This is a genomic window from Archangium minus (assembly GCF_044360475.1).
Lineage (GTDB): Bacteria > Myxococcota > Myxococcia > Myxococcales > Myxococcaceae > Archangium > Archangium minus.
Genome location: NZ_CP043494.1, coordinates 4233176 through 4246317 on the forward strand (window position 1 = coordinate 4233176; position 13142 = coordinate 4246317).

The 13142-nt window shown below is 67.5% G+C and carries 12 protein-coding genes; all 12 read right to left on the minus strand.

Annotated features, from left to right (window positions below; translation table 11 throughout):
- Positions 1 to 2: 2 nt before the first annotated feature.
- Positions 3 to 1601 (minus strand): pilus assembly protein PilM, encoded by a 1599-nt coding sequence (gene pilM, locus F0U60_RS17485; RefSeq protein WP_395821119.1) that lies wholly within the window; start codon positions 1599 to 1601, stop codon positions 3 to 5.
- Between the two features lie 3 nt (positions 1602 to 1604).
- Positions 1605 to 2951, minus strand: a complete 1347-nt coding sequence (locus F0U60_RS17490; protein WP_395821121.1) for a general secretion pathway protein GspK — start codon at positions 2949 to 2951, stop codon at positions 1605 to 1607.
- Positions 2952 to 2953: 2 nt separating this feature from the next.
- Positions 2954 to 3628 carry a type II secretion system protein GspJ gene (locus F0U60_RS17495; protein WP_395821123.1) on the minus strand — a complete coding sequence of 225 codons (675 nt, stop codon included), beginning with the start codon at positions 3626 to 3628 and terminating at the stop codon, positions 2954 to 2956.
- A complete protein-coding gene (locus F0U60_RS17500; RefSeq protein WP_395821126.1) occupies positions 3625 to 4491 on the minus strand; it encodes a prepilin-type N-terminal cleavage/methylation domain-containing protein in 867 nt (288 codons plus the stop codon). The genes F0U60_RS17495 and F0U60_RS17500 overlap by 4 nt, the downstream gene beginning before the upstream one ends.
- Positions 4488 to 5207, minus strand: a complete 720-nt coding sequence (locus tag F0U60_RS17505; protein WP_395821129.1) for a Tfp pilus assembly protein FimT/FimU — start codon at positions 5205 to 5207, stop codon at positions 4488 to 4490. Before F0U60_RS17505 ends, F0U60_RS17500 begins: the two co-directional genes overlap by 4 nt.
- The gene (locus F0U60_RS17510) at positions 5204 to 5686 is read right to left on the minus strand and encodes a type II secretion system protein GspG (RefSeq protein WP_395821132.1); all 483 of its coding nucleotides are present in this window, start codon (positions 5684 to 5686) and stop codon (positions 5204 to 5206) included. The genes F0U60_RS17505 and F0U60_RS17510 overlap by 4 nt, the downstream gene beginning before the upstream one ends.
- 40 nt (positions 5687 to 5726) lie before the next feature.
- Positions 5727 to 6140, minus strand: coding sequence for a type II secretion system major pseudopilin GspG (gene gspG / locus F0U60_RS17515; protein ID WP_395821135.1), 414 nt, complete (start codon positions 6138 to 6140; stop codon positions 5727 to 5729).
- Positions 6141 to 6179: 39 nt separating this feature from the next.
- Positions 6180 to 6368 (minus strand): hypothetical protein, encoded by a 189-nt coding sequence (locus F0U60_RS17520; protein WP_395821138.1) that lies wholly within the window; start codon positions 6366 to 6368, stop codon positions 6180 to 6182.
- Positions 6369 to 6381: 13 nt separating this feature from the next.
- Complete coding sequence (gspF, locus tag F0U60_RS17525) at positions 6382 to 7638, minus strand: type II secretion system inner membrane protein GspF (protein ID WP_395821141.1); 1257 nt, start codon at positions 7636 to 7638, stop codon at positions 6382 to 6384.
- 66 nt (positions 7639 to 7704) lie between these two features.
- Complete coding sequence (gene gspE / locus F0U60_RS17530; RefSeq protein ID WP_395821144.1) at positions 7705 to 9501, minus strand: type II secretion system ATPase GspE; 1797 nt, start codon at positions 9499 to 9501, stop codon at positions 7705 to 7707.
- Between the two features lie 3 nt (positions 9502 to 9504).
- Positions 9505 to 12054, minus strand: coding sequence for a type II secretion system secretin GspD (gene gspD, locus F0U60_RS17535; protein WP_395821147.1), 2550 nt, complete (start codon positions 12052 to 12054; stop codon positions 9505 to 9507).
- Between the two features lie 24 nt (positions 12055 to 12078).
- Positions 12079 to 12990 carry a type II secretion system protein GspC gene (gene gspC, locus F0U60_RS17540; RefSeq protein ID WP_395821150.1) on the minus strand — a complete coding sequence of 304 codons (912 nt, stop codon included), beginning with the start codon at positions 12988 to 12990 and terminating at the stop codon, positions 12079 to 12081.
- Between the last annotated feature and the right edge of the window lie 152 nt (positions 12991 to 13142).

Consider the following 13142-nt stretch of genomic DNA (forward strand, 5'->3'; position numbering starts at 1 on the left):
TCCTAGCCCTCCCCGCCTTGCGGCTGCTCGGGGCACTGCACCTGAATGTCCAGGCGGAACGAGACCTTGTTGCCATCCCGCGTCTTCTCCACCTTGCCCTCCTTCACTTCCTTGAAGCAGCGGTGGCCCTTGAGCGCCGAGGCGATGGTGTCGATCTGCTTGGAGCTGTCCGTGAGGCCTCGCACGCTGATGCGCTCGAGGTCGATGTCGATACGGTCAAACGTCACCGGCACGTCCGCCGGCACCCGCTGCGTCATCTCCGCCAGCAGGTTGACGGCCGACAGCTTCGGCAGCGCCGCCGCGGGGCTCTCCACGCCCTTCAGGCGGTTGAGCGCGATGTCGTAGTTCTTCTCGCACGAGCCGAGGATGCGCTGGGTGACGTCGCACAGCACGGCGTCCACCTGGGCCTCGCGGCGCGCCAGCACGGAGTTGCGCACCACACCGCTGGCGATCAGCAGCAGGAGGAGGGTGGCGGCGAACGAGGCCAGCAGCCCCACCTTGTCCTTCACGTAGTCGTAGTCACCCTTGAAGGCGAACTCGCCCCGGCGCAGGTTGAAGCGCGGCGCCTTGGCGCCCGAGGCCTGGCCGCGCAGCGCGAGCGAATACGCCTGCAGCGTCAGCGGCTGCTCCGAAGCGGACACCGTGCCGGAGGACTCCGGAGGCAGCGCGAGCACGCGCACGGGAACCCCGAGGTCCTTGCTCAGCTGCTCGGCGATGCCCGGCATGCGCGCGGTACCACCGCACAGGAGCACCGCCCCCACCTGCCGGCGGGTCCGCGCGGTGAAGGCCTTGAAGGACGGACGCAGCTCGCGCAGCACCGGCTGCAGGCCTCGCACGAAGGCCGCCGCGGCGCGCTCGCCGTCCGGCCCCTGGGCCTGGGCCTCACTCGCCAGCGCTCCGTGCTGCTCCTTCCAGTGGTGCGCCTCCGGCAATGGCGTCTGGAACTCGGAGGCCAGCGCGCGGCTGAGGCTCAACCCACCGCCGGAGAAGGTACGCGCGAACTCCACGCCTACCCCGGGGCGGCCAATGGCCACCGTCGTGCGCTCGTGGCCCATGTCCACGATGGCCACCGCCTCCGCGTCCAGGCCCGCGAAGAGGCCCGGCTGCTGCATCAGCAGGTTCTGGTAGGTGATGCCCGGGTGCGTCACGACGCGCGGATCCACTCCCGCCTCGTTCAGTATCCCCAGCAGCGAGGTCAGCTCCTCGCGGCGCACCACGCCCACCAGCAGCTCGCTGCCCTTGTCCTTGACCTGCGTGGCCACCTGGTAGTCGAAGACGGCGTCGCCCAGGTCGAAGGGAATCTGGCTCTCCACCTCGAAGGGGATGGTGGCCTCGATGCGCTTGGGATCGGTGAAGGGCAGGGCGAGCTGGTGCGTGGCCAGCGACGGGCCGGGCAGCGCCACCACGACCTGATCGGCGTGCTGCAACTCTGGATGCGCCAGCAGCTCGCGCAACGCCGCGCGCAGCGTCTCCTGACGGTCACCCTCGGGGGCGCGGCGCACCTCGGCCCAACCCTTCACGGTCGAGCTCCGCGCAGTTGCATCGAGCAGCAGCCCCTTCACGGAGTGGCTGCCCAGGTCCAGACCAAGAATCCGGGCCATTCGTTATTCCTCTCTCCAATACAGGAGCTTGCCCAGCGCGTCGTCGAGCCGGACTACGGCGGTGATGGTCTTCTGGACCGATCCCGCCTCTCCCACAGACTTGATGGTGAAGGTGGTGCTCTTGTCGCCCAGCAGCCGGTTGCCGGCCACGTTCGCCTTGAGCTGGGGGTTGACGGCGATGCCCGCGCTCTCGATGGCGCTCACGAAGTCCGCCACGCTCGTGCCGAAGAAGCTGAAGGCGCGCGCCGCGCGGATGCGACTGATGAGCTCCTGCACGAAGACAGGGTCATTCAACCGCGGGTCCGGCCGCGCCGGGTCCGCCGCCGACCGGATGGCCATGTACATCATCATCGGGTCATCCGTGTTGACGTTGGGCTTGGAGTTGACGTCCGGGTACACGGTGATCCGGTCCCGGAAGGCGGCCATGAAGCGGTCGTTCACCCCATGCACCCGGTACAGCTCGTCCAGGCTGTCGAAGCGGGCGTTCTTCGGCTCGTAGCGCGGCTCGTAGCGGCTGTAGGGCGAGCCCTCGTCGGCGAAGCCTCCCACGAACGGGCCCACCGCGCTGGTGAAGTCGAGCCCGGACTTCATCTTGTCCTCGTCCACCCAATCCTTGATGTGGATGATGACTTCCCGCGGGTCGACGCGCACGCGGTTGGCGTCCTCGCGCGAGAACAGGAACTCGAAGCGCTTGTCCTCGAGCAGGTCAGTCAGTCGCATCGCCGTGGGCAGCGCATCACCGCTGCCGGCATTGAGGCGGTGCAGGTTGAGCTTCTCCTCCTCGTCGGAGATGGTGGCGAGGAAGCAGCCGGAGAAGCTTCCGAAGGAGCGCTTCGCGGGAGCCAGGGACAGCTCCGTCGACGCCTCGTCATCCTCATCCTCGTGGAGCGCGGGAGCGGCCGAGGCCTCGTCGTCCTCGCCCTCCGCTCCGCCGGCCGGCACCAGGCCCTTGAGCATGTGGCAGTCCACGCGCGCCAGCTTCCACAGCTGGATGTTGAGCGAGGACGCCGGCTGCTGGCCGCCAGCCGCCGTACCGCCTCCGGTGAACTGCTTGAGGAGATCCCCGACATTGGGGATGGGCGTCTGGTCCACCTGCTTCTGGAAGCGCAGCAGCAGCCGCGAGAGCGCCACGCCGGAGCGGGCCATGTACATGGCCTGCACCTCGTCACGCTGGTTGGCTGCTAGCTGCAGGTCCACGCGGGTGTTGTAGGCGAACTCCGTGGCCACCACGGTGAGGATCGTGATCGCCACCACCGCGATGATGAGCGCCACACCACGCTGGCGGCGGTCTCCCCGGGCATCGCGGCGGGCTCCTGCTCGCCGGGCCTCTCTGTGCTTGGGGCTCGTCATCGTCAGTACCTGGGAAGCTCCGTGTTCAGCATCACACGGGTCTGGGTGGTGTAGCTCACTTCCTTGCCGTTCTCGTCGAGCGCCACCAGGGTGATCCGAACACGCGTGGGGAGCTTGGACTTCAGCTCAGTCCGGCGGGTGTCCCACTCGTCCTCCCACTCCTTGCGCTCGGAGTCCCAGTAGGCGAACTCCAGTCGCTTCACTCCCTCGAAGAGGACATCTGTGGTTCCGCCGCGGTCCATCCGGCCTTCAACATTCGGATTCACGCGGCGCATCAGGTCCATGCGACCGTTGGCCCCTCGTTCCGAGGACGACTGGACGGAATACTCCACGACCGCCTGGTCGGACTCCTTGGCATCCGTGTACAGCCGCTGATGGGCGAAGGTGGTGAAGGTGAGCTGGTCCTGCTCGCCGATGAAGTTGGTGGGCCGATCGTTCTGGTCGCGGTAGCGCTGGCCGTCGTAGCGGTCGCTCACGTACGCCGAGCCAATCTCTCGCGCCATGCGGTTCATGGCCGCGCGCAGCATGCGGTAGTGGTCGGCCTCTTCCTCCACCACTTCCTTGGCATGGAAGCCCGTCTGGAAGGCCATGCCCACCATCGCGCCCATGAGGGCGGTGATGGCCACGGCGATCATGATCTCCATCAGCGTGAAGCCACGACGCACTTGACGCTTCATCGCATCATCCTCCCCGGGCGGCCAGGCAATCCTCCGGGCAATCCTCCGCCCGGCACCATTCCGCCCGCGCCACCTCCACGCTGCTGGAGCCAATCCGAGCGCCGCATCAGCGGCTGGCCGGTCTGCGGGTGCATCATCTGGCCGTTGGGGCCGGGCACGGCGCCCTGCACGATGAAGCCGGTGGCCGGGTCCACCCACTGGCTGGACGGATCCCCTGGCTGCGTGCCGCCCTGAGGCGTGAAGCCGCCGCCGCCGTTGCGGTCCGAGCCGGGGCCCAGCGACACCACGTGGGTGACCAGGTCCAGGCTCTCCACCTGCGTGCCCTCCCGCCAGTAGACGGTCAGGTGCACCTCGCGGACCGTCTGGGTGATCTGCTGCACCATCTGCGTGAACATGGGCTGGGCCATGCCCATCATGGCGCCCGCCATGGGGCTGGCGGTGGTCTGGGACGAGCCGCTCTTGTCGTCCTTGCCGCCGCCCGCGCCGAACATGGACGCGATGCCACTGAGGTCTCCGCCCTCGCCGATGGGCAGGTTGAAGATGGCGCCGACGAGCTGCTCGGGCGACACCCCATCCGTCTGCGGGGCAATGATCTTCGCCCGCCACTTGAAGTTGTCCCAACCCTCTTGGGAGAAGTCGCCGGACTCCTCGTCGTCATCGTTGGAGAAGCCCTCGTCGTAGAGCTTCTGCTCCAGGTCCGTCATCTTCGAGCGGGCCAGGAGCGTGGCCACGGTGAGCTTCTTGGCGTAGGCGTGGTTGGACACCGCGCCAGAGTTGATGTCGAAGATGGCCATGAGGGCCAACGCGAGGATGGCGAGCGCCACCACCGTCTCCAACAGGGTGAAGCCACGGGTGCGTCTCATGACTTGGGCACCTCCAGCGCCTCGCCCACGATGGTGACCTTACCGGTCAGCGGTGACACCACGAGCGTCCAGACGTTCTCACCCTGGCGCACGTAGACCTGAGCCTTCTCCGTGAAGCCCTGGGGGAAGAAGTAGAGATAGGCCACGCCCTGCTCAGCGGGCTCTCGCTGGTGGCGCGTCCACACGGAGACGGAGACATCCTGGGACAGCTCGCGCGGCCGGAGCTCCTCGGCGGTGAACTCGGAGAAGCGGGCGGCCTCCTCCACACGGCTCTCCTCCTGGGCGAGGATCTCGTCCAGGCTGGGCATGTCGTCGTCGCCGCGGGTGAAGTTCTGGCGCGAGTCGCCCCGCCCCGCGTTGCGCTTCTCGTCCTCGCGCGCGCGGCTCTCCTCGCGCAGCATGTCGTCGCGGTTGCGCGCGGTGGTGATGTTCGCCGCGGCGCACTCGGCGCGGTAGCGCGTGATGCCTTCCTCGTTCTTGGGATCGGCCAGCTCGAAGACGAGCCGGCACGTCTTCCCACTGAGCGCGGCGGTGTCGTACAGCGAGCGGATGACACCGGCCAGCTCGCTGGCGGACGCCTTGGCCTTGGCGCCGGTGATGGCGCCGATGGAGACGGTGACGGCGGCGAACAGCACCGCGGCGATGCCGAGCGCGATGGACACCTCAATGAGGGTCAAACCTCGCTCTCGAGCCCTGCGCTGGGCGAGGGTGCTCATGGCTGCTCTCCCTGGGCCGCCTCCTGCTGCTCGGGCGTCCCCACGATGGCGTTGTTCAGCACGCCGCCGCTGATGAGGTCCGCGTCGTCGCCGCTCCCACCAGGCAGGCCATCCGCACCGTAGGACATGATGTAGCCCTTCCCGGTGTCGGACATCCGGTACTGGTAGGTTCGCCCCCAGGGATCGTTCGGGACCTCTTTGATCAGCCCCACCTGGAGCAGCGGATAGAAGTTCTCCGCCTGGGAGGGGAAGCGCCCCGTGATGCGGTGGTAGGACTTGAAGTAGCCCTCCAGGCCGCGGATCTCCGCGCGGGCCTGGCGCTGCAGGGGGCTGAGCGTCCTGTCAAACGTGAGGCTGGCGATGCCGAAGGCCCCCGCGGTGGCCAGGATGATGACGATGCCGACGAGCAGCCGCCCCACGCGGGACGGGCTCGCCGTCTCTTCTGTCTGCTGCTGCGTGGGTGCGTGCTCGAGGGTCATGGTCGTTCCTGACTGAGGCGGGGTCCGGCTCGCTTCCTTGCTACTTCTGGGCCGCGGAGTCGCGCGAGGAGATGTCCGCGTCCGGACCCTCGCCGCCCTGCGTGCCGTCGGCGCCGTAGGACATGAGGACGGGCTTGCCACCCTCGTTCATGTACACGTACTCGTGGCCCCACGGGTCCACGGGGATCTTCTCCAGGTTCTGCGTGTCCACGAGCGCCTTCAGGCCGGTGCCCGTATCGGGGTACTTGCCCTTCTTCGTGTAGTAGAGCTTCAGCGCGTTGTGGATGTTGGCGATGTCCAGCCGGGCCGTGTCCTGCTTGGCCTCGTCGAGCTTCGGAATCACCGCCACGCCCACGGCGGCCATGATGAGACCGAGGATCGTGATGACGACCATGATCTCGATGAGGGTCATGCCGCGGCGGCGGCGCTGCTGCTTCGTCTTCTTGTCGCTCATGTCGTTCCTCTCGTGACTTTTCGGCAAGCCACCGGGTGGTTAACGGGTCGTTCCTGTCAAAATGTCCTGGCCCTGGAGGTCCTGGCTCTGGGACGTACTGCTGGCCGCCGTGCCGGCCTTGGAGTCGGAGGCGTACAGGGTCACCCCCACGGTGAGCAGCGTCGCCACGAGGGCGAGCAGCGCCGCGAGAGTGACGCGCTGGATCCACCGGTCGAGCGTGTCGTTCATCGGGAAGCCTCCGTCACCGGATGGCCGAGTTCACCTGCAGAATCGGCATCAGGACCGAGAACGCCACGAATGCAATGATCACGCCCATGAACACGGTGAGGATGGGCTCGAGCATGGAGGTGAGGGCGCCGATGCGCACGTTCACCTGGTTCTCGTAGCTGTCCGCCACGGAGAGGAGCATGTCCTCGAGCTGGCCGGAGCGCTCACCAATGGAGACCATGTGGTAGACGAGCGGGGGGAACTCCCCCGAGCGCTTGAGGGGCGCGGCGATGCTCTCGCCCTCCCGGACGGCGTCGCGGGCCTTCTCCACCACGTCGGAGAGCACCGAGTTGGTCACCACCGCCTTGGTGATGTCCATGGCGGTGAGCAGCGGCACGCCGCTCTTGAGGAGCGTGGCGAGCGTGCGGGCGAAGCGCGAGATGGCCAGCAGGCGCAGGAGGCTGCCGAAGATGGGGGCCTTGAGGGCGAAGCGATCCCACACCGGCTTGCCCTTGGGGCTGCGGAAGTAGGACGTCAGGGCGAAGACCGACCCCACCACCACCGGGAAGATGATGAACCACCAGTCCTGCAGGAAGGTGCTCACCCAGATGAGGATGCGGGTGGTGATGGGTAGGGTGGCCTTCATCGTGGTGAAGATCTTCGTGACCTTCGGGATGACGACCACCATCAGCATCGTGAGGATGCCCACGCCCACCACCACCATGATGGCGGGGTAGGTCATGGTGCCGATGACCTTCTGCTGCAGCTTGGACTGGCTCTCGGTGAAGTCCGCCAGCCGCATCAGCACGGTGTCGAGCGCGCCCGAGTGCTCGCCGGCGCGAATCATGTTCACGTAGAGCGAGCCGAACACCTTCTGGTGCACCGCGAGCGCGTCGCCCAGGGACGAGCCCTCGTTCACCCGGCCCTTCACGTCCGAGAGGATGATCTTCAGCCGCTCCTTCTCGACCTGATCCACCAGCGCGGTGAGCGACTCCACCAGCGTCACGCCCGCGCCCAGCAGCGTGGCGAGCTGGCGCGTGGTGATGGCGATGTCATCCGTGGTGATGCGACCACGGGTCATCTTGGAGAAGTTCACCTCGCGGTCGGCCTGGGCCGCGTTGGCGCCCTTGCGCACGGCGGCCCGGCCGCCCTCGGCCTGGCCGATGACTTCCGTCAGGAACTTGCCGTCCTTGCGCAGCTGCGAGCGCAGGGTCTTCGGCGAGTCGGCTTCCAGCATCCCGCGGATGGGTTTTCCGGCCTGATCAAGGGCCTTGTACTCGAAGACTGGCATGGTGGGTCGCGCAGTAAAACCGCGCCCCGTGCCACTCCCTTCCGGGCGTGGTGGGGCGCGGCTTTTTTAGAGGTCTTCCTGGGTGATGCTGAGGACTTCGGCGATGGTGGTCTCGCCCAGGGCGATCTTGCGCGCGCCGTCGTCCAGCAGCGTGCGCATGCCATTGTTCATGGCGGCCTTCTTGATGGTGGACGAGTCGACGTTCTTCAGGGCGAGCTGGCGCACGGTGTCATCCACCAGCAGCAGCTCGTAGATGCCGGTACGGCCGCGGTAGCCGTTCTGGTTGCACGAGGGGCAGCCGGCGGCCTTGTAGATCTTCTCCAGCCCGTAGCGCTCCTTGAGCAGCGCGCGGGTGAGGCCGATCTCCTTGAGCTCCTCGTCGGTGGGCGTGTAGTGCACCCGGCAGTCCGGGCATACGCGGCGCACCAGACGCTGGGCGAGGATGGCCGTGAGCGAGGAGGCGACGAGGAAGGGCTCCACGCCCATGTCCACCAGACGGGTGACGGCGCTGGCCGCGTCGTTGGTGTGGACGGTGGAGAACACCAGGTGGCCCGTCAGCGACGCCTGGATGGCGATTTCCGCCGTCTCCTTGTCGCGGATTTCGCCGACCATGATGACGTCCGGGTCCTGACGGAGGAAGGAGCGCAGGCCCTGGGCGAAGGTGAGCCCGATCTTCGGGTTGATGGCCATCTGGCCAATGCCCTTGAGCTGGTACTCGACCGGGTCCTCGACGGTGAGGATGTTGAGGTCCGGGGTGTTGATCTTCGAGAGCGCGCCGTAGAGCGTGGTCGTCTTACCGCTACCGGTGGGGCCCGTCACCAGCACGATGCCGTGCGGGCGGCGGATGACGTGCTCCATGCCCTCCAGCGTGTGGGCGGCCATGCCCAGCTCGGTCAGATCCAACAGCGTGGTGTTCTTGTCGAGCAAGCGCATGACGATGCGCTCACCGTACGTGGTGGGGATGGTGGACAGACGGATGTCGATGTCGCGACCGGCCAGCTTGATGCGGATGCGGCCGTCCTGCGGCAGGCGCTTCTCCGCGATGTTCAGCTGCCCCATGACCTTGATGCGGCTGACGATGGCGCTCTGGTAGCGCTTGGGCGGCTTGATGATCTCCTGCAGCACGCCGTCCACGCGGAAGCGCACCATGAGCTCGCGCTCCATGGGCTCGATGTGGATATCGCTGGCGCGCTCCTTGGCGGCGCGGAAGAGCACGGAGTTGACGAGCCGGATGATCGGCGCCTCGTCTCCCTCGGCGTCGATGAGGTCCTTGACCTCGTCGATCTCCTGGGCGATCGAGTCCAGGTCCTGCGCCTCCAGCTCGTCCACGAGCTGCTCGGCCTCGTTGGTGGCGCGGTCATAGACGCTGTTGATGGCGTCCACGATGGTGGAGGCGAGCGCGATGCGCGGGTTGACGTCCCGGCCCAGCAGCATCCGGGCGTGATCCATCACGGTGGTGTCCAGCGGATCCGCCACGGCCAGGGCCACGGCCTCCCCCTCCAACGAGAGGGGAAGGATGCGGGCCTGCTTGGCGAAGTTGATGGGCACCCGCTTGATGAGCTCGGCGTCGATCTCCTCGAGGAAGATGCGCGCCAGGTAGGGCAGGTCGAGCTGGAGGCCGAGCGCCTTGGCCACGTCCTCCTCGCCGATGACCTTCAGGCCCACCAGGATTTCGCCCAGTCGGCCGCCCTTCTCCGTCTGGAGCTGCAGCGCCTCCTGGAGCTTCTCCTCGGTGAGACCGCTCGTGTGGCGGAGGATCTCCCCCAGCGGCCGGCCGCACAGGAAGGCGGGGCCGTGGGAGACAACCTGGGTAGCGGTGTCGACCGCGGGCTTGGCGAGTGGTGCATCAGCGAGCAGGCTCATGGTCTATCTCTCGTCCCCGGTGTCTGGCTGGATACGCAACCGCTCCTGGTCCTCGGGAGGAGGCTCAGGCGGAGGCTGCACGGGGACCGGCTCCTCCGATGGCACTGGAGCCAATGAACCCCCCTGAGCCGGCGGGACTTCCCCGCCCCGTGGAGCGGACTGCGAGGGAGCGGGGGAGGGGCTGGCCGGCCGCAGGACGCGCTCGCCCGGAATGCCGGGGCCGCCGTTCTCCAACTTCAGCTCCTCGGTCTGCACCACCCGGCGCATGCGGGCCAGCGGACCGCTCTTGCGGGTGAAGTCCACCGGCACGTCGTAGCCGGGCACCTGGCCGTAGAACTGCTCCACGAACTGCTGCCGCTCGGCCATCTTGCGCTCGAAGATGCGCCGGAAGTCCGACTGCTCGCGGATGATGTAGGGCGTCAGGAAGAGCAGCAGGTTCGTCTTCGTCTTCTTGGTCGTGGTGTCCCGGAACAGGTGGCCGAGCAGGGGCACGTCACCCAGGATGGGCACCTTGGAGACGGACTCGATGGTGCGATCCTGCATGATGCCGCCGATGACAACCGTCTCCTGATCCTTCGCCACCACCGTCGTCTTGGCGCTGCGCTTGGCGGTGGTGGGGCCGAGCACGGGATCCGACGAGGCGATCTCCTCGGTCTGCTCGGTGATGGTGAGGCGGATGAAGTCGCTCTCGTTGATCTGCGGCTTGACGGTGAGCTTGAGCTCCACGTTCTGGCGGGTGATGGGCGCGTAGAGGCTGCCCAGGCCGCCCAGGGCGCCGAGCAGCGAGCCGGTGCCGGTGCCGGTGCCACCCGTGACGCCGCCCAGGCTGGAGCCCAGCGCGGAGGGCGTGAAACCCGACTGGAAGGGAACGTTCTGGCCCACGGTGATCTCCGCCTCCTCGTTGTCGCTGGTGAGGATGTGCGGGGTGGAGAGCACGTTGGCGTCCGAGCTCTGCTGGAGCGCCTGGAGCACCACACCGAAGGCGGGAACGTCGATGCCCAGGCTCTTCAGCTCGGGGATGACGGGGCCCTGGAGGCCGGCGAGGAAGCCACCCATGCCGGCCAGGCTGGTCAGCGAGAGGGAGGGCGGCACACCGCTGCCACCGTGGTTGGTGCCGATGAGGCCCGAGGCCCGACCCGCCGGCGTGCTCAGCGCGTAGCCGCTGTGGAGGTTCAGCCCGAACTCCTTGTTGCGCTCCAGGTTGACCTCCATGATGACGGCCTCGACGAACACTTGGCGCCGCGGCTTGTCCAGCTCGCGGATGACCCGGACGAGGCTGCGGTAGTCGCTCTGGCTGGCGATGATGACGAGCGAGTTGGTGCCCTTGTCCGCGGAGATCTTCACCTCACCCGCGAAGAGCTCGGCGGAGCCGGTGGTCCCGCCGGGGCGCGGCGCCCCGGGAGGCGGAACGGGCGTGCGCGGCCGGCCGCCCGATGAGGTCCCCTGCGACAGGGTCTGCAGCGTGCTGGCGATCTCCTCCGCGTTGGCGTTCTCCAGCGGGTAGACGTTGATGCGCTCGGTGCCGGCCGTGGGGATGTCGAGCTCGCGCACCAGGCTCTGGATGCGCTCGAAGGCGGCGGGGCTGGCCACCACGATGAGCTTGTTGGTGCGCTCATCGGGGATCATCTGGGAAAACGTCACCGGTCCGCCGGGGCCGTTGTCGGGGCCACCCGCGGGCATGGGCATGGTCTCGCCCATGGAGCCGCCGGGCGGCGTCACCACCGCGGGGGCGCCGCGAGGGGTCCGGCCACCACCCGGGGAGGTGGGACCACCCTTCTGCTCGAAGAGCTTCTGCACCGTGGCGGCCACGTCCGCGGCGGTGGCGTACTGCACCTGGATGATGCGCACCTCGTCACTGGCCGAGCGCGAGTCGAGCTGATCAATCAGGCGCTCCAGGCGGTGCACGTTGGAGCCCACGTCGTTGATGATGATGATGTCCGGCGGGTACGGGATGGTGTCGCCGTCCTTGGACACCAGCTGCTGCAGCACGCCGCGGAGGGGCTCCACCTCCACGTTCTTGATGCGGAACAGCTTGGTGATCATCTGCTCATTGGCCGTGTAGGGCGTGTCCTCGCCATCCACGTACGTGGGGATGGTGTTCTGCTTGGCGGCGCGCTTGTCGACGATCTTCAGGAAGCGCCCGTGCTGGTAGACGGACAGGCCGTTGGCGTCGAGCGCCGCGAGGAAGGCGGCGTAGAACTGATCCGCGTCCACCTCCACCCGCCCGTTCTCCGGGCCGATGATGGAGATCTTCCCGCGCACGTTCTCCGGGAGGATGAACGTCTTGCAGGTTGCATCCGATACGGTCTGCACCAGCTTCTCGATGTCCACCTTGTCGAAGTAGATGCCGTAACGGGCGCGGCGGCGGACTTCCTCACACGTGGGCGTGGGCCGCACGCTGGCGCCACCCGCCTCGGGGCCATTGGTGGACGGGGAGATCTGCCGCTCGGCGGGAGTGCCCGCAGGTGCGGGTGGACTGGGGCGGCGCTGCGCCAAGGCGGGCGCGGCGATCGCCATGCAGAGCAGGAGCAACCAGGACTGAAGCGTCTTCATGGAGGGGCGGAGTACAGCGGTGGGTTAGCGGATGGTGTAGTTCTTGCGGATGCTCGAGCCGTTGCGCTCCAGCTCAATCTCAATCCGCGAGGCTTCCTTCAGCTTGGCGTAGACCTCGAGGGCCTTCTCCGGGCTGTTGAGTTCGAAGCCGTTGATGCGCTTGATGACGTCGCCGTTCTGGACGCCAATCTTCGAGTAGATGGAGTCCGGGCGGATGGAGAAGAGCTTGAAGCCCTGGGCCTGACCGTCCTTGAAGGCCGGCACGATGCGCGCCTGCATGGCCACGTCGTTGAGGTTGGCCAGCGTGCGGTCAATCTCCGTGCGCGGCACCTCGTAGTCGTTCTCGCTGACGGCGCGGATGCCATTGCCCAGGCTGTTGGGCGCCTGCACGGGCGGGCCGCTGGGCACCGGCGGCGGGGTGTAGGAGGCCACGGCGGCGCCGTCACCCGGCTGCCCGTCGATGAACTCCTTGCGGTTGTTGTTGATGATGATGACGCGCTCGCGCTCGATGTCGATGACCTCGGCGTCCATGATGCGATCTCCCACCATGTACGTGGTGGAGCGCTGGGTGTTCATGTCCTGCACCGAGGCCACGGACCACAGCTTGTCGCTGGCCACCAGGGTGCCGAGCAGCTTCACCCGCAGGCTGCTCTTCACGGGTGCGGCATTGGGGTCCACGGTGGGGGTGGTGGGCTCGGCCACGACGGGCTCGGGCTCGGGGATGGCGATGCCCGTCAGCTCCGACAGGCGCTTGAGATCCAACGAGGCCAGCGCCTCCACGGGCTTGGCCTTCTGCCGTGCCGACACCTCCCCCGAGGGCATGGGAGTGAGGGCGGACTCGACGAACAGGTTCACCGTGCGCGCCGCCAGCAGGGCCACGAGCAGGATGAACACCAGGTTCACGGTCCAGAAGTACTTGCGGAAGAAGAGTTCCATCACGCGTCCAGAGAGGGCCTGCTCGGGATTGAGCAAGCGGGGTGCCACCCGTTGGGGGGGGCGGGCAACCCGAGCCTTACAGCCAAGTGCCCGGAATCATTCCGGAATAAGCCAGACCCCAGCGGGCAGCAGCGGTCGGCGTGACGGCGTGG